The organism is Chromobacterium sp. INPA-IVC, assembly GCF_059047085.1.
Genome location: NZ_JBTNLS010000003.1, coordinates 203,139 through 220,053 on the forward strand (window position 1 = coordinate 203,139; position 16,915 = coordinate 220,053).

The following is a 16,915-nucleotide window of genomic DNA, read 5'->3' on the forward strand; positions in this document are numbered from 1 at the left end:
GCTCAAGCGCGCCGCAGCAGGCGCTCGGTTCCGGCGCGCGTCGCCGCCAGCGCCTGCTCGGCCCGGCCCCGCATGTCTACCTCGTAACGCGCGACCGCTTGGTCGATGCCGCCATCGGCCAGGCTGGCCGCCAGCATCGCCGCGTCGGCCAGCGCGGTGTTGGCGCCGACGCCGCCGGCCGGACTCATCGCGTGGATGGCGTCGCCCAGCGCGGTCAAGCGCCCCGGCTGCCATGAGGGAACGCCGGCGGCCATTCTGACCGGCCGCCCCATGACGGCCTCCGGCGCCGTGCGCAGCAGCAAGTCGGACAAGCTGGGATGCAGGCCTCTCGACACCGCCTCGATCCGCCGCCACAATCCGGCGGCATCCTCCTCCGCGGACAGGCTGCCGCCCAGGCTAGCCTCCCTGCCGAACATCGCCCAGTAGACGTAATCGCCCGTCACGCTCAAACGGCAATCCGGCGCGTGGCGGGCGGCCAGCTCGCTCATCGCCGCGCCAAAACGCATCGGCTCGGCCACCAGCGTGAAGCCGTCGGCGAACACCACGGTCGGCCCGGCCAGCAAGGCCGGATCGACGCCTGCCAGCGGCGCCTTGCCGTAAAGATTCAGCGCGCCGATCGCTTCCGGCTCCGCCTGCGGCAGCCATTGCCGACGCAGCGGCGAGTTCAGGCCGTCGGCGGCGACGACCAACCCCGCCCGATATTCAGCGCCGTCGGCGCAGCGCACGATGATGCCATCGCCGTCGCGCTCGAATCCCCTCGCCCGCCGCCCCCAACGGATGCGCGCCGCCAATCCGTGGCTCAGGATGTCGCGCAATACCTGCCGATCGGCGCTCAAGTCGCCGTCCGCCTGGCCCGCGCCGGTGTTTTCTCGCCAGTTTTCCGGCCGCCGGCCCGGCAGCGGATTCAACTGCGGATCGACGAAACGCGCCGGCCCGCTGACCGCGCAACTGGCGCGGAACAGCTCGAACAACGCCGGCGGCAGACACTGGCGCAGCGCCCGCTGCCCCATCGCGTCTATCCGCAAGCGATAGCCCTGGTCCCGTACCTGCGGACCGGCATCCGCCTCCAGCACCTCGAACTCGACACCTGCCCGCTCCAGCCCCTGCGCTAGGCACAGGCCGCCTATGCCGGCCCCGACGATGATCACGCTGCTCATGATGACTCTCCGTTTCAGATGAATGCGGCGGCCGGCCATGCCAAACCCCGCGCCATCATTGTCGGGCGCGCCGGAATTATCGATATAACGCTATCTGGACAATAAATAGTGAATAATGGCCAGCATGGAATCGACCCCCACTCCCACCGACTTCAGCGAATGGCTGGAAGGCCCGGCGCTGATCGCGCTCTGCGGCGGCGACGAGGCCGGCCGCGAGTATCGGCTGGGCACCCGCGAATACGACTGGCACAGTCATGCGCGCGCCCAGCTGTTTTGCGTGAACGACGGGCTGATCCACGTCCAGACGCCGCGCGGCTCCTGGCTGCTGCCGCCTCACCGCGCCGGCTACATGCCGCCGGACACGCCTCACCGGGTGCGCGTCAGCGGCGCATTGAGCGGCTGGAGCGTGTTTCTGCTGCCCAGCTGCTGCGGCCTGCTGCCGTCCCAGCCCTGCGTGCTGGCCATCTCGCCACTGCTGCGGGAACTGGTGCGGCGAGCGGCTTCATGGCAAGCCGACGCGCCGCATCAGCCGGAGCAGCAGCGCATCGCCGCCGTCATCCTCGACGAGATCCGGCAAGCGCCACGCGAAGCGCTGCATCTGCCGATGCCGTCCGATCCACGGCTGCAAAAGATCGCCCGCGCGATGCTGGTCGATCCGGCCGCAAACTATTCAGCGGAGGAATGGGCCGCTCGGGGCGCGCTGTCCGGCCGCAGCCTGCGCCGGCTGATCCAGGCCGATACCGGCATGAGCTTCACCCGCTGGCGGCAGCAGGCGCAGCTGGTATGGGCGATGGAACAACTGGCGTCCGGCCGCACCGTCGCCCAAGTGTCGGACGCGCTGGACTACGCCTCGCCCAGCAACTTCATCGCCATGTTCCGCCGCGCGCTGGGCGCGCCGCCGGCGCAATACCTGGCTTCCCGTTGAAACCCGCCGCGCGGCAAGAAAAAAGCCCGGCGTCGCCGGGCTTGTCGCATCGTGCTGAACTGCGCTCAGCGCTTGTCCATCATGATCTGCAGGATTTGGGTGTCGGTCTGCGCCATGCCCTGGGTAGCCAGCTTGCCCAAGTTGGCGATGGATACGTCGACATCGTGGGCGACGATGCCCTCGTTGCCGGTGACACGGGTGCCATCCAGCGCCATCAGCACCGCCTTGAAGCCTGAACCGGCCGAAGTGGAGACCTTCATCGCGCAGCTGTTGGACGCGCCGTCGCAGATCATGCCGGCCAGGTCGCCGATCATGCTGGAAATCGCCATGCTGACCGCCGGATAACCGCCGTTCAACAACAGGGCCATGCCGGCCGCCGCGCCCATCGACGCGGTGGTGACCGCGCACAACGCCGACAACTTCGGCAGCCTGGTATGGATATATACGGCGATCAGGTGCGACAGCGCCAGCGCGCGGATCAGCGTTTCCCGATCGGCCTTCACATGCTCGGCCACCACCACCACCGGCATGGTCGCGGCGATGCCCTGGTTGCCGGAGCCGGAATTGCTCATCGCCGGCAGCGTGGCGCCGCCCATGCGCGCGTCGGACGCGGCGGTGGTGCGGGTGAGGATGTTGGACAGCAGGCCCTCGGACAACAAGCCGGCCTCGATCTGCCGCTGCAGCGTGGCGCCGATGTGCAGGCCGTACTTGCCGCTCATGCCCTCGTCGGCCAGCGCGCTGTTCAGCACCGCCGCATCGTGGATGAAGGCGATGCTGTCCAGCGGCGCGCGCATCGCGAATTCGTAAACGTCGCGCGCGGTGGCGTCGCCCAGATCATAGCTTTCCAGCGGTTTGGCGTCGGCGGCTTCGCGCTTCAGCTTCACTTCGCCGTTGAGCTCGATCCTGATCACATTGGTGTGGGCATCGGCGATGGCGACGCGCGCGCACTCGTCGCCGTGCCAGACACAGGCCTCGGCGTACAGAATGTTGGGCACCGCGGCCACGCCCAGCTTGACCTTGCCGTCGGCCAGCATCTGCTTGCCGGCGGCCACCTGCTCGACGGTCAGGTTCTTCAGCACTTCCAGCTTGGCGTCCGGGTCGCCGCCCAGCGCGCCGACTGCGGCGGCGATCGGCAGGCCGACGGTGCCGGTGCCGGGGACAGTCACGCCCATGCCGTTCTTCATCAGGTTGGCCGATACCCAAGCGTCGATGCGCTCCGGCGCCTTGCCCAGCTCGCGGGTCGCCAACGCCGCCGCCAGCGCCAGCGAAATCGGCTCGGTACAGCCCAGCGCCGGCACCACTTCCTGTTTCAGGGCCTTGACGAATTCCGGCCACAACCTAACTTCACGTTCAGACATGCTCACTCCGCCGACACATAACAAATTGATATAAGCAAATAACTTTACATTTACTTTACCACCAACTTGCCGTTTTGTGCGCTTAAAAAACAGGCAATGTGCGCACAGTCAAAACACTATCCGTCAGAACTGTCGCAGCGGGCGCAAAACCAGGCCGAGCAGCAAGGCCCCCGCCGCGAACGCCGCGCCGCCGTGAAAGGTCGCCGCCGCGCCCCACGCCTGCCACAAAGCGCCGGCCAGCGCGCTGGCCAACAATGTCGCCGCGCCGCAAATCAGGTTGAACAAGCCGAATGCCGATCCCGCCAGGCCAGGCGGCGCGGTCTGGGCCACCAGCGCCGACAACAAGCCCTGGCTGCATCCCAGGTGCAAGCCCCACAACAGCGCGCCGGCCAGCAACATCGCCGGTCCGGCAGCCGCTCCCAGCGCCAGGTCGGCGGCGATCAGCAACAACAGGGACAACTGCAACAGCCGAGCGCGGCTGACATGGTCCGACAACCAGCCCAGCGGATAGGCGCTAAGCGCGTAACTGATAGACATCGCCACCATCACCAGCGGCGCCCAGGCCAGCGGCAAGCCCAGCTGCGCGCCGCGCAACACCAGGAAGGCTTCGCTGAAGCGCGCCAGCATGAACACCGCGCCCAACCCGGCCACGCCCCAGAAGCCTGCTGAAAATCGAGAAAAGACAGCTCGGCTGAACAGAGAGGCAGGCGCGCGCGCCTCGCCATGCTCTGCCGGCTCCCGCACCCACAGCCAGATGGCGGCCACCGCCAGCAGCGCCGGCGGCAGCGACCACCACAGCGCGCTGCGGATATCGTCGCGGTAAACAAGCATCAGGCCGATCGCCAGCAGCGGGCCCAGCACCGCGCCGACGGTGTCCATGCTCTGGCGCAGGCCGAAGGCCGCGCCGCGGATATCCGACGGCGTGATGTCGGCGATCAGAGCGTCGCGCGGCGCGCCGCGCACGCCCTTGCCCACGCGGTCGACAAAGCGCGCGAGCAGCACGGTGGAGGCGGAGTCGGCGAGGGGAAACAGCGGTTTGGAGAAAGCCGCCAGGCCGTAACCCAGCAAAACCAGGGGCTTGCGTTTGCCCAGCCAGTCGCTGAGCGTGCCGGAGAACACCTTGCAGATCAGCGCGGTGGCTTCGGCCACGCCTTCGATCAGGCCGATGGCCAGCACCGGCACGCCCAGGGTGCCGGCCAGAAACAGCGGCAGCAGGCTATGCGCCAGTTCGGACGACACGTCCATCAGCAGGCTGACGACGCCCAAAACCCAGACGCCGCGCGGAATCACCGAGCGGCCGCAGGCGGCGGAAAACGGAGAGGAGGATTGCGGCACGAAAGCTCCCAGCGGCATGGACAGCCGCCGGAAGCTACAGACGAACTCAGCGCCTGATCAGCCCGGCGGCGATCGGTTTGGCCAACAACTGGCGGTACAGCGACTCCAGGGACTCGGTCAAAGCTGCGCCGCGGCGGGACCACAACGGCGACAAGCCAGCGTACCAGAAGATGGATACCAGCAAGGCGCCCAGCATGTCGAGCGGGAAATGCACGCCGAGGAACACGCGGGACCAAGCGACGGCGATGCCGGCGATCGCCAACAGCCAGCCCCAGCCGCGCGCCGAGCTGAAGCACCAGCACAAAGCCATCATCGCGAAGATGGTGCCGTGATTGCTGGGGAAAGACGGCGTGGCGTCATGCAACAGGAAGGTGTGGCCAAGCGGAATCGCGAACGGCCGCGGATGCGGCCAGACCAGGCCGATCAGCCAATTGCCGAGCAAGGCCACGATGGTCAGCGCAACCGATTTCAAAATGGCGCCGCGCAAGGCCGGCCGTCCCCACAGCCACAGCGCGGCCAGCCACAGCGGCAGCAGGCGCATGACGTCCTGGGCGATGAAAGTGGCCAACTTGATGGAGAGCGGAGAAGTGTCCGGCGTGGCGTTGATCAACAGAAACAGCGTTTGATTCAGGATTTCGATTTGGGACATCGGCTTGCAATGAAACGCGGCCGCACGGGCGCGAAGACCAGTAATAAAAACGACATATTAGGGCGAATGGCGGCGGTTTGGTTCCTCCCGTCGCAAAAATACCAACGACATTCCATCTCTCGCCTATTGCCCGCAGAGCCGTCTACACCAAAGAACAGTTCCCAGCGGAGAAACCCCGCAGCCATGCTTCCACCGTTGGCGGCGCCGGCGGCGGCGCGCCCCACTCCCAAGGAAAATCCGGCATGAGCGTATCGCACCGCCCCCTTTGGCAAGCAACAGCGCAGCATGCCAGTGTCCGCGACATACAAAGCCTGCCCGACACAGAAATCGCCGGCAGGCTCCCTTCCCTGCTGCAACAGGCGCTGCGGCGCGAACATAGCCTGATCCCGCCCCTGCTCGCCGCCCGGCTGTCGCTGAAGCCCGCGGCCAACCGCGCGCTGTCCATTCTGCTCGAGGAAGCGATCGCGTCGCAGATGCGGCGCATGGCGCTGGCCGCCAAGCTGCAGGCCATCATCGGCGGGCAGCCGCGCGCGACGCTGCCCGGCTTTGCGCCGGCCTACCCATCACCGCCGCCGCAGGCGCCGGAGGCGCCGGCCATGGGCATAGAGCGGTTCAGTCCCCGCCTGTTGCGCGATGCCCTGCTGCCGCAGATCGCGCTCTCTCGCGATGGCGAAAACAGACATGCCGGAGCCGCCGGCTTTTACCTTTCGTTGCGGGAAGGGTTTCAGCAATGTCATAAACAGCTGAATTTCGACGCCAGGCGCAGTCAGGCGCTCGATTACCCTCCCGGCCCGCCGATCGCCGCCATCCGCGGGCTGGAGGACGCGCTGGCCGCGCTCAAAGAATTGGCCAGCCATCATGCTCCGCTTTGCGACGGGCTGGCCGCCTTCGCCGCATCAGATTCCCCACCCGGCTTCGATCCGGACGGCGTATGGCCGATGCCGGCCAATGTCCGTCTTGACGACTACCCGCCCGGCAGCCCGGAGCAGGCGCTGCTGGCGCGTTTTTCGGCATGCTACGCCGACTTTCTCAGCCACCTGGACGCCGCGTTCGCCGGCCGCGCTCAAGCGATGGCGCATGCGCTGGACCTGCTGTTTGATCTTCGGCTGCTGGCCACAGGCCTGATGAACCCGGCCATCGCCATCGCGCCCAGGCATCGCCAGCCCCTTCCTCCGATCGGCCTTTGCTTTGTCGACGCGCAGCCCACCGGCGGCCCTTTCCATCCTGGATGGCATGCCCCACCAAGATAGCCCGCGCGAAATGCAAAAAGCCCATGCGCGAACGCATGGGCTTTTTTGAATTCCTGGCTCCCCGAGCAGGGCTCGAACCTGCGACCTGCGGATTAACAGTCCGTCGCTCTACCAACTGAGCTATCAGGGAACATCAGAGAGAGCGATTCTAATTCAGATCAAAGCAGCTGTCAACACATGAGGCCTGCGAAGAGGGCGCTGCCCTCTTCGCGCGGCATCACGCTCAACCGTTGCGGGTTTCGATCTGCACCAACTGCACCGGCTCGGCGACTGCCGCGTCAACGGCGGCGACATCGCGGCGGCGCGGGCCTTGCGGCAGATCCGGCTCGGACGCTGTCGAGGACAGCTGAGACACCGGTTTGGTCGCAACCATCACCAGGCCGCCCAGATCCAGCGGCTTGGATTCCGCCGCCACCGGCTTGGACTCGACGACAATCGCCTCGACCATGACCGCCGGCGCTTCCGCAACCGGAGCCTCTTCCACCTTCGCCAACACCACCGGCGCGGCCTCTTCCACAACAACCGCTTCCGGAGCGACAAGCTCGGCGGCTGCTTCGGATTGAGCCTCGGTTTCCGCCACTGCAACCGGCTCTACCGCCACCGGCTCGACAACCGGAGCCTGGTCGGCTTCGGCAACCACCGCCGGCTCGACCACTACAGCCTCAGGCTGAGCTTCGACCACGACGACGACAGGCGCTTGCTCCTCGGCGACAACCTCCTCGACCGGAACGGACTCGACCGCCGGCTTGGACTCGACCGCTTCCACAGCCGACTCTACCGCTACCGCTGCGACGGCTGCTGCCACCGCGGCTCCGGCCGCTTCGGCGACAGGCGCGGCCGGCGACTCGGAAGCCGCTTCCGCAGCGTTTTCCTGCTGGCCTTCCGGATTGTCGCGGCGACGATCGCGGCGGCTGCGGCGACGGCGGCGTTCGCCGCGCTCCTGCTCAGCCTGCTGCTCGCCTTCGGCATCCAAGCGCAGCTCTTCCTGAACCGGCTTTTCAACGACTTCGGCCGGCGCGGCTGCCGGCGCCTGGCGGCGGCGCGGCTCCTGCTGCGGCTTGTCCTGCTTCTCGGCCTTTTCGCTCACGCGCTCTTCGCGCGGCGCTTGCTCGCGGACTTCCTTGGGCTCGCGCGGTTCACGCGGCTCGCGGCCCTCGCGTTCGCGGCGGCGGTTGCCTCGCGGCTCGCGCGGCTGCTCGCTGCGCTCTTCGCGCTCGCGGCTCGGCGCCTCCTTGCGTTCGGCGCGCTCAGCGCGTTCGACGTCTTTGCGCTCGTCCTGGCGGCGGGTCTTGCCCTCGTCCTGCTGGGCATGACGGCGCTGCTCATGCTCGCGGCGGGCCTGGCCGCCGGTGCGGCGCTCCTGCTGCCGCTGGCGGTTGCCGCGCTGCTCGTTGTTGCGCGAAGCGGACGGAGCCGGCTTTTTCTTGACGTCTTGCGCGGGTGCCTTCTCCGGCTCGGCGAACAAGCTCTTGACCCAGGCGGCGATGCCGGCGAACAGGCCGCCTTGCTCCGCAGGCTTGGCCGGCTTGGCTTCCACGCTCGGGGCCGGCTGCTGCGGCGTGATGCCCTTGACCGCGGCTTCCTGGCGCTCCACCTTCGGCTTTTCCTGGCCGAAATTGGTGATCACGTCTTCTTCCTGCACTTCGACGCGGCTGTAGCTCGGCGCTTCGCCCAGCTCGGCCAAGTCGTCGTGGCGCACGCGCACGATCTTGTAGTGCGGGGTTTCGAGATGGATGTTCGGGATCAGCACCACGTCGACATCCAGGCGCTCTTCGATCGAGTGGATCTCGGCGCGCTTCTCGTTCAGCAGGAAGGTCGCCACGTCGACCGGCACCTGCGCGTGCACCGCGCCGGTGTTTTCCTTCATCGCTTCTTCCTGGATGATGCGCAGGATGTGCAGCGCCGACGATTCGGTGCCGCGGATGAAGCCGATGCCGTGACAGCGCGGACATGGCTCGTGGCTGGTCTCGCCCAGGGACGGCTGCAGGCGCTGGCGGGACAGCTCCAACAGGCCGAAACGGGACAGCTTGCCCATCTGCACGCGGGCGCGGTCATGCTTCAGAACGTCGCGCAGGCGGTTTTCCACGTCGCGCTGGTTCTTCGGGTTTTCCATGTCGATGAAGTCGATCACCACCAGGCCGCCCAAGTCGCGCAAGCGCAGCTGGCGGGCGATCTCTTCCGCCGCTTCCAGGTTGGTCTTGACCGCGGTTTCCTCGATGTCGGCGCCTTTGGTGGCGCGAGCCGAGTTCACGTCGATGGAGACCAGCGCCTCGGTATGGTCGATCACGATCGCGCCGCCGGACGGCAGCTGCACGCTGCGCGAGAAGGCGGTTTCGATCTGGTGCTCGATCTGGAAGCGGGAGAACAACGGCACATGATCCTTGTACACCTTCACACGCGACAGCATGTTCGGCATCACATGGCTCATGAACTGGCGGGCCTGATCGTGGATTTCATCGGTGTCGATCAGCACTTCGCCGATGTCCGGATGGAAATAATCGCGGATCGCGCGGATCACCAGACTGCCTTCCTGCAGAATCAGGAACGGCGCGGACTGCGCGCCGGCGGCGCCCTCGATGGCGCGCCACAGCTGCATCAGGTAACCGAGGTCCCATTGCAGCTCTTCCAGATTGCGGCCGATGCCGGCGGTGCGCGCGATCAGGCTCATGCCATGCGACACTTCCAGCTGCGACAGCAGATCCTTCAGCTCCTGGCGCTCTTCGCCCTCGATGCGGCGCGAAACGCCGCCGCCGCGCGGGTTGTTCGGCATCAGCACCAGATAGCGGCCGGCCAGGCTGATGTAGGTGGTCAGCGCCGCGCCCTTGTTGCCGCGCTCGTCCTTCTCCACCTGCACCACCACTTCCATGCCTTCGCGCAACACGTCCTGAATGCGCGGACGGCCGCCCTCATAACCCTGGAAATAGGAGCGCGACACTTCCTTGAACGGCAGGAAGCCGTGACGCTCGGTGCCGTAATCGACGAAGCAAGCTTCCAGCGAGGGCTCGATCCGGGTGATGATACCCTTGTAGATATTGCCTTTGCGCTGTTCCTTGCCTACGGTCTCGATATCGAGATCGACGAGCTTCTGCCCGTCGACAATCGCGACGCGCAGCTCTTCGGCTTGCGTCGCATTGAACAACATACGTTTCATTTACATTCCTTGCGCAGCACTCACGCAAGGATGCAGCCAGTATTTGACGGCCCAGTGACTATTAATGGGCGCTTTCCGAAAGAAGTGTCGAGGTAAAGATCGAGAAAAACAGATTTGCTATGAAAGCCGACTTCCTGATTTTGGTCACATGCAGCCCCGCGATTCTGTGCGCAAACGGCGCATCGGCGTTGTCGCCGATCCCGCCAACCAGGCGGGACAAACATTGCAGGACGGCTGGCATGCCGGGTCAAACTTCGCTGCAAAATCCCCCGACTGGCTTTGCATCAAGGGATGGAATACTCGTGAGTGCGTTATGCGTATAAATGCATTACCATCGCTACTTTTCGGTGAGCGAGTTAACCTTGGCTGCGGCTGTGCAAACGGCATCAGGTCAGGAGTTGGCCCCTGCCGGCCATTATCGGTTTCCGCAGCAGCATCACGCTAAACAGGCCGTGACCTTGGTTTCCGACCGCTGCCCGCTCAGGGTGCACTCGCACCGCGGACAGCGCCATAAGTATAAGCAATATGACAGACATTCGCAAAGATTCCGTAACCTTCCTTGAAGTGGACGCAGAAGATGCCGGCCAGCGGCTGGACAACTACCTGCAACGCCTGCTGAAGGGGGTTCCCAAGAGCCATATCTACCGCATCCTGCGCTCCGGCGAAGTGCGGGTGAACAAGGGCCGCGTCGACGCCAGCTACCGCGTGGCGGCCGGCGACACATTGCGCATTCCGCCGATCCGCGTCGCCGAGCGCGCGGAAAAGAACGTGCCCGCCGCCACCTTCCCGGTGGTGTACGAAGACGACGCGCTGCTGGTGATCGACAAGCCCGCCGGCGTGGCCGTGCACGGCGGCAGCGGCGTGTCCTTCGGCGTGATCGAGCAATTGCGCCGCGCCCACCCGGAATGGCGCTATCTGGAACTGGTGCACAGGCTGGACCGCGAGACGTCCGGCCTCTTGATGCTGGCCAAGAAACGCTCCGCGCTGACCAAGCTGCACGACATGATGCGCGACAACGTGCCGGACAAGCGCTACCTGGCGCTGGCCGCCGGCCACTGGCCGGAAAACGTCAAACAGGTGAAGCTGCCGCTGTTCAAGTTCCACACTCCGGACGGCGAGCGGCGAGTGAAAGTCGCCGAGGGCGACGATGGCCAATACGCGCACACCAACTTCGCCATCCAGCAGCGCTACACTGAATTTACGCTGGTTGAGGCGCACCTGCGCACCGGCCGCACCCATCAGATCCGCGTGCACATGCAGGCCAACGGCTGCGCGATCGCCGGCGACGAGAAATACGGCGACTTCGCGCTAAACAAGGACCTGGCGCGGCGCGGCCTGAAACGGATGTTCCTGCACGCCAGAAGCCTGACGCTGCCGCACCCGCTGACCGGCGCGCCCCTCAAGCTGGAAGCGCCGCTGCCGCCGGAGCTGCAGAAATTCCTGAAAACCCTGGAGCCGCGCTGATGCGTGAATACGATCTGGTAGTGTTCGACTGGGACGGCACCCTGATGGACTCCACCGCGCATATCGTGAATGCCATCCAGCAGGCCTGCCGCGACCTGGCCCTGCCGGTGCCGGGCCGCGAGGCCGCCAGCCATGTGATCGGCCTGCGCCTGGCCGAGGCGATGCAGCAGTTCTGCCCGCCGGACCAGGCCAGCCGCCTGCCCGAACTGGTGGACGCCTTTCGCCGCCATTACCAGTCCGGACTCGACCGCGTCACGCTGTTCGACGCCGCCCGCGACACGCTGGAGGCGATCCGCGACTGCGGCGCCTTCGTCGCCATCGCGACAGGCAGCAGCCGCGCCGGCCTCGACCGCGCGCTGGCGGCCTCCGGCATCAAGAGCCTGTTCGACGCCACCCGCACCGTGGACGAATGCCACTCCAAACCGCACCCGGACATGCTGCTGCAGCTGACCGACCTGTTCGGCGTGGCGCTTGAGCGCACCGTCATGGTGGGCGACACCAGCCATGACCTCCTGATGGCGCGCAACGCCGGCAGCCACGGCGTCGGCATCAGCCACGGCGCCCACGACAGCGCCGAGCTCATCCGCTGCGAGCCCCGCGTCATCGTCCACTCGCTGTCCGAGCTGTCGTCATGGCTGCTCCCCAAGCTCTGCTGATCTGCCGCTCCTCCGATCTGGAAGACGGTGGCCTCGCCCGCCGCTTCGAGATCGCCCAGGCGGATGGCGATCCGCTGCCCGCCTTCGTGATCCGCTACCGCGGCCGGGTTTACGGCTATCTGAACCGCTGCCGCCACATCCCGGTGGAGCTGGACCTGCAGGACGGCAATCTGTTCGACCTCTCCGGCCACTACCTGATCTGCAGCATGCACGGCGCGCGCTACCGCCCCGACACCGGCTATTGCACCTGGGGCCCCTGCCGCGGCCAATCCCTGACGCCGCTGGATGTCGTCGAAGAGGACGGCCAAGTCTGGCTGAATGTCATGCCCGCCTGAATTTTGCTAGACTCACGGGATTATCCTGGAGCAGATTCGAAAAATGAGCGACACCCCAAACTGGGAACGACAACTGCTGGAAAAGCTCGCCTCGGCCTCCCTGGTGGAGCAGCGCCGCAGCCGGCAATGGAAAATCTTCTTCCGCCTGGCCTGGCTGATCATCATCGGCCTGATCGCCGCCAGCGTGTTCATGCGCGGCGAGGAAAAAACCGCGGGCGGCCTCGCCGGCGGCGGCCATACCGCGGTGATCGAGCTGGACGGCGCCATCACCAGCGAGAACGAAACCGGCAAGAAAATGATCTCGGCGCTGGACCATGCCTTCCGCGACAAGAACACCAAGGGCGTGATCATCGACGCCAACAGCCCCGGCGGCAGCCCGGTGCTGTCCGGCATGGTCTACGATGAAATCCGGCTCCTGAAAAAGAAGCATGCCGACATTCCGGTCTACGTGGTGGTGAGCGAGGTCTGCGCGTCCGGCTGCTATTACATCGCCGCCGCCGCCGACAAGATCTTCGTCGACAAAGCCAGCATCGTCGGCTCCATCGGCGTGCTGTCCGACGGCTTCGGCTTCACCGGCGCGATGGAAAAGCTGGGCATAGACCGCCGGCTGAAAACCGCCGGAGAGAACAAAGCGATGGGCGACCCATTCTCCCCGCCCAACCCCAAGCACGACGCCATCCGCCAGCAACTGCTGGACGACATCCACGCGCAGTTCATCCAGGCAGTGGAAAACGGCCGCGGCCCGAAGCTGAAGAAAGATCCGCAGATGTTCAGCGGCATGGTGTGGCTGGGCGAAAAAGCCATTCCGCTGGGCTTGGCTGACGGCTACGGCACCGTGGCCTCGGTGGCGCGCGACGTGGTGAAAGCGGAAAAAACCGTGGACTTCACCCAGCAGGACGACTTCTCCAGCCGGGTGGCGCGCCGCATCGGCGTGGAATTCGCCGGCGGCGTGAAGTCGCTGTTCGACACCCAGCTGTTCTGATCAGGCGGAGGCGAAGATGGCATCGCGGCGCAGGAAACAGGAAGAAGAGCACGAGAACCACGAGCGCTGGCTGGTTTCCTACGCCGACTTCATCACGCTGCTGTTCGCCTTCTTCGTGGTGATGTACGCGATCTCCTCGCTGAACGAAGGCAAGTACCGCGTGATGTCGTCCGCCATCATGGACGCCTTTCGCAACGGCACGGTGATCACGGTGCAATCGACGCCGCCCACCGGCGGCGCCAACACCATGATAGAAATTCCGCAGACCAAGCCGATCGCCAAGGCCGTCTCCCATGGCCGCAAAGAAGCGGAAGCCTCCAAGCTGGGCCAGCTGACGCAAAACCTGGCCAAGGTTTTGAGTCCGCTGGTGCAAAGCGGCGAGGTCACCATCACCCAGACCGACCAAGGGATCAATATCGACATCCGCGACAGCGCGCTGTTCGCCATCGGCCAGGCCGAGCCGAACCAGCAGTCGCTGCCGCTGATGTCCAATATGGCCAAGCTGCTGTCCGGCGTGGACAACGCGATCAAGGTGGAAGGCTTCACCGACGACGCGCCGATCCGCACGCCCGCCTTCCCGTCCAACTGGGAGCTGTCTGCGGCGCGCGCCGGCGGCGTGGTGCGGCTGTTCCAGGAAAACGGCATCGCGGCGCAACGCATGGTGGCGGTCGGCCACGGCGCCAATCTGCCGGTGGCGGACAACGCCACCGCCGACGGCCGCGCGCGCAATCGTCGCGTCACCGTCTCCGTCCAGGCCAACACTTTCGCGGAACCGGACAGCCCTGAAAGCTCCGCGCCCGCAACCGCCGGCAGCGCCAAGCAACAACACCCCACCCCAACCGAGGTAAGACCATGAGCACTCCCCTCTCCCACGCCACGCTGGAACAGCTGTTCCTGAATGCCCGCACCCACAGCCACTGGCAACCGCGTCCGGTGAGCGACGAGCTGCTGCATCAACTGCACGAGTTGTTGAAGCAGGCGCCGACCAGCGCCAACTGCTCGCCGGCCCGCCTGGTATTCGTCAAGAGCGACGAAGCCAAGGCCAAGCTGAAGCCGTGCCTGGCCGCCGGCAATGTCGACAAGACCCTGGCCGCGCCGGTCTGCGTGATCGTCGCCCACGACACCCGCTTCTACGAACACCTCCCGCAGCTGTTCCCGCACGCCGACGCCAGGAGCTGGTTCGAGGGCAATCAGCCGCTGATCGACACCACCGCCTTCCGCAACGGCACGCTGCAGGGCGCCTACCTGATCCTGGCCGCGCGCGCGCTGGGTCTGGATTGCGGCCCGATGTCCGGTTTCGACAACGCCGCGGTCGACGCGGCTTTCTTCCCGGACGGCCGCTTCAAGTCCAACTTCCTGATCAATCTGGGCTACGGCGAAGCCGACAAGCTGTTCCCGCGCTCGCCGCGCTTCGACTTCGACGAGGCCTGCCGGATTCTGTAAGCCGCGCATTTGCCACTGGCCTGATCCCGATGCCCGGTTATAATGCCGGGCATTTGTCTGCCCGGAGAATGCCATGCTGTACCCGCTGCTGCGCCCGCTGCTGTTCAAGTTCGACGCGGAAACCGCCCACGAGCACACGCTGAAGATGCTCGATCGAGCGCATCGGCTGCGCCTGACTCCGTTGGCCGCCTCCCCCGCCGCGCGCCAGCCGGTGCAGGCGATGGGCCTGACCTTCCCGAACGCCGTCGGCCTCGCCGCCGGCCTGGACAAGAACGGCGCCCACATCGACGCCCTGGCCGCGCTCGGCTTCGGCTTCATCGAAATCGGCACCGTCACCCCCCGCCCGCAGGACGGCAACCCCAAGCCCCGGCTGTTCCGCCTGCCGGAACACGAAGCCATCATCAACCGGATGGGCTTCAACAACCAGGGCGTCGCCGCGCTGCTGGACAATGTGCGCCGCTGCAAATTCAAGGGCGTGCTCGGCATCAATATCGGCAAGAACGCGATCACGCCGATAGAAAACGCGGTGGACGACTACCTGGCCTGCCTGGATCAGGTCTACGCCGCCGCCAGTTACGTGACCGTCAACATCTCCTCGCCCAACACCAAGAACCTGCGCCAGTTGCAGCAAGGCGACGAGCTGGGCCGTCTGCTGGCCGCGCTGAAACAGCGCCAGCAGGCGCTGGCCGACCGTCACGGCCGCTACGTGCCGCTGGCGGTGAAGATCGCGCCGGACCTGGACGACGAGCAGATAGCCGAAATCGCCCGACTGCTGACCGGCAACGGCATAGACGGCGTCATCGCCACCAACACCACGCTCTCGCGCCGCGAAGTGGCCGGCCATCCGCTGGAAAACGAGGCAGGCGGCCTGTCCGGCGCGCCAGTTCGCAGCCGCTCAACAGAAGTCATACGCAAACTGTACAAGGAACTTGACGGCGCTCTGCCTATCATAGGTGTTGGCGGCATCCTTTCCGGCAACGACGCCGTGGAAAAACTGGATGCCGGCGCCAGCCTGGTGCAGCTGTACAGCGGCCTGATCTATCGCGGTCCGGAACTGGTCAGCGAATGCGCGCGGGCGGCGGCGCAATATCTACAAGCTCGCAACTAAATAGAAAGAATGGAGCAGGAAAAAATGATTTCTTCCATCAGCCGCATTACCCTGGTCAGCCTGCTGAGCGTCGGCGTGCTCGCCGGCTGCTCGACATCCGACTCCGCAGCCGTCTATTCCAAGGGACAAATGCGCCAGGCGCAGACCGTTCAGCTCGGCACCGTGCTGTCGGTGCAGAACGTGAAAATGGAAGGCCAGAACAATGAGCTGCTGACCCTGGGCGGCGCCGCGCTGGGCGGCCTGGCCGGCAGCAATATCGGCGGCGGCAAGGGCCAGATCGCCGGCGGCATCGTCGGCGCGCTGGCCGGCGGCTTCGGCACCCAGGCCGCTCAACGCGCGATGACCAAGAACGCGCTGGAAATCACCGTCAAGCTGGACACCGGCCGCACCATCTCCATCGTGCAGGAAGCCGACATCCCCTTCGTCGCCAACCAACGCGTCAAAGTGCTGAGCGGCGGCGGCAACGACCGCGTCGTGCCGTACTGATTCCCCGAACGCGACGTTTCATCGCAGAGCCGATGTTGGCGTATCATATGGCATGATCTGCCGCGATACGCCAACCCGGTTCGCGGGAGCGCCACCGCCCACGGGAGAAATTCTTGTCCATCAGCCTGCTCTCTGTCGCCAACGACAGTTTCTGCCTGCGACTGCAGCGCGCCGCCCGCCTATGGCGCCAAGTCGCCGATGAGGAGCTGAAGAAGTACGGCCTGTCCGAAGCCACCACAACGCCCTTATGGCTGATCGGCCGCCTGGGAGAAGGATTGCGCCAACGCGCGCTGGCCGAGCATCTCGGCATCGAGGGGCAATCTCTAGTCAGGCTTATCGATCATCTGGAAAGCTCCGGACTGGTCGTGCGCCGGGACGATCCAACCGACCGCCGCGCCAAGGTATTGATGCTGACGGAGGCGGGCAAGTCGATGGCGGCGCAAGTCGATCAGGTCGTGCGCGGCATCCGCGAACGGCTGCTGCAGGACGTCAGCGCCGAAGCGCTGCATATCACGGACCAGGCGCTGGACTCCATCTCCCGGGCCGCCGACAAAATCAGGGAATGAAAAATCCCGCGGCAAGCGCGGGATTCCACTCGACCACCCATCAGCCGGCG

Annotated in this window: 16 protein-coding genes and 1 tRNA gene; 11 read left to right on the top strand and 6 right to left on the bottom strand. The window is 65.8% G+C overall.

Translation table 11 applies throughout. The annotated features are described in order from the left end of the window. Positions 1–2: 2 nt before the first annotated feature. Positions 3–1,157: an FAD-dependent oxidoreductase gene (locus tag ACX17K_RS06375; RefSeq protein ID WP_493774154.1), complete on the bottom strand. Its 1,155-nt coding sequence runs from the start codon at positions 1,155–1,157 to the stop codon at positions 3–5. Positions 1,158–1,281: 124 nt separating this feature from the next. Here ACX17K_RS06375 and ACX17K_RS06380 point away from each other — a divergent pair, with 124 nt between their 5' ends. Further along, positions 1,282–2,082 carry an AraC family transcriptional regulator gene (locus ACX17K_RS06380; protein ID WP_493774155.1) on the top strand — a complete coding sequence of 267 codons (801 nt, stop codon included), beginning with the start codon at positions 1,282–1,284 and terminating at the stop codon, positions 2,080–2,082. Positions 2,083–2,147: 65 nt separating this feature from the next. Here the strand turns inward: ACX17K_RS06380 and ACX17K_RS06385 are convergent, their stop codons facing one another. The 3 genes from ACX17K_RS06385 to ACX17K_RS06395 all read right to left on the bottom strand — a co-directional run bounded on the left by ACX17K_RS06385 (position 2,148) and on the right by ACX17K_RS06395 (position 5,424). Next, entirely contained in the window at positions 2,148–3,440 is a 1,293-nt protein-coding gene (locus ACX17K_RS06385; RefSeq protein WP_493774156.1) for an L-cysteine desulfidase family protein, read from the bottom strand. A gap of 123 nt (positions 3,441–3,563) precedes the next feature. After that, positions 3,564–4,793, bottom strand: coding sequence for an MFS transporter (locus ACX17K_RS06390; RefSeq protein WP_493774157.1), 1,230 nt, complete (start codon positions 4,791–4,793; stop codon positions 3,564–3,566). A 28-nt stretch (positions 4,794–4,821) separates the two neighbouring features. After that, a complete protein-coding gene (locus ACX17K_RS06395) occupies positions 4,822–5,424 on the bottom strand; it encodes a phosphatase PAP2 family protein (protein ID WP_493774158.1) in 603 nt (200 codons plus the stop codon). A gap of 77 nt (positions 5,425–5,501) precedes the next feature. Here ACX17K_RS06395 and ACX17K_RS06400 point away from each other — a divergent pair, with 77 nt between their 5' ends. Beyond that, positions 5,502–6,674 (top strand): ferritin-like domain-containing protein, encoded by a 1,173-nt coding sequence (locus ACX17K_RS06400; RefSeq protein WP_493774159.1) that lies wholly within the window; start codon positions 5,502–5,504, stop codon positions 6,672–6,674. Between the two features lie 54 nt (positions 6,675–6,728). On the opposite strand, the gene ACX17K_RS06405 is transcribed toward ACX17K_RS06400, so the two are convergent. Beyond that, positions 6,729–6,804: transfer RNA gene (locus ACX17K_RS06405), tRNA-Asn, on the bottom strand. Between the two features lie 93 nt (positions 6,805–6,897). Continuing rightward, positions 6,898–9,825, bottom strand: a complete 2,928-nt coding sequence (locus ACX17K_RS06410) for an Rne/Rng family ribonuclease (protein WP_493774160.1) — start codon at positions 9,823–9,825, stop codon at positions 6,898–6,900. Positions 9,826–10,350: 525 nt separating this feature from the next. Here ACX17K_RS06410 and ACX17K_RS06415 point away from each other — a divergent pair. The 9 genes from ACX17K_RS06415 to ACX17K_RS06455 all read left to right on the top strand — a co-directional run bounded on the left by ACX17K_RS06415 (position 10,351) and on the right by ACX17K_RS06455 (position 16,865). Next, positions 10,351–11,289 (top strand): RluA family pseudouridine synthase, encoded by a 939-nt coding sequence (locus ACX17K_RS06415; protein ID WP_493774161.1) that lies wholly within the window; start codon positions 10,351–10,353, stop codon positions 11,287–11,289. After that, complete coding sequence (locus ACX17K_RS06420; RefSeq protein ID WP_493774162.1) at positions 11,289–11,945, top strand: HAD family hydrolase; 657 nt, start codon at positions 11,289–11,291, stop codon at positions 11,943–11,945. The genes ACX17K_RS06415 and ACX17K_RS06420 overlap by 1 nt, the downstream gene beginning before the upstream one ends. Continuing rightward, positions 11,921–12,280 (top strand): Rieske (2Fe-2S) protein, encoded by a 360-nt coding sequence (locus ACX17K_RS06425; RefSeq protein ID WP_493774163.1) that lies wholly within the window; start codon positions 11,921–11,923, stop codon positions 12,278–12,280. Before ACX17K_RS06420 ends, ACX17K_RS06425 begins: the two co-directional genes overlap by 25 nt. 43 nt (positions 12,281–12,323) lie before the next feature. Further along, the gene (locus ACX17K_RS06430; RefSeq protein ID WP_493774164.1) at positions 12,324–13,262 is read left to right on the top strand and encodes a S49 family peptidase; all 939 of its coding nucleotides are present in this window, start codon (positions 12,324–12,326) and stop codon (positions 13,260–13,262) included. Between the two features lie 16 nt (positions 13,263–13,278). Beyond that, entirely contained in the window at positions 13,279–14,118 is an 840-nt protein-coding gene (motD, locus tag ACX17K_RS06435) for a flagellar motor protein MotD (RefSeq protein WP_493774165.1), read from the top strand. After that, entirely contained in the window at positions 14,115–14,705 is a 591-nt protein-coding gene (locus tag ACX17K_RS06440) for a malonic semialdehyde reductase (RefSeq protein WP_046156759.1), read from the top strand. Before motD ends, ACX17K_RS06440 begins: the two co-directional genes overlap by 4 nt. A gap of 73 nt (positions 14,706–14,778) precedes the next feature. Continuing rightward, positions 14,779–15,813 (top strand): quinone-dependent dihydroorotate dehydrogenase, encoded by a 1,035-nt coding sequence (locus ACX17K_RS06445; protein WP_493774166.1) that lies wholly within the window; start codon positions 14,779–14,781, stop codon positions 15,811–15,813. Positions 15,814–15,837: 24 nt separating this feature from the next. Next, positions 15,838–16,299 (top strand): outer membrane lipoprotein, encoded by a 462-nt coding sequence (locus ACX17K_RS06450; RefSeq protein WP_031296090.1) that lies wholly within the window; start codon positions 15,838–15,840, stop codon positions 16,297–16,299. A 113-nt stretch (positions 16,300–16,412) separates the two neighbouring features. Then, the gene (locus ACX17K_RS06455) at positions 16,413–16,865 is read left to right on the top strand and encodes a MarR family winged helix-turn-helix transcriptional regulator (RefSeq protein WP_021476299.1); all 453 of its coding nucleotides are present in this window, start codon (positions 16,413–16,415) and stop codon (positions 16,863–16,865) included. Positions 16,866–16,915 lie beyond the last annotated feature (50 nt).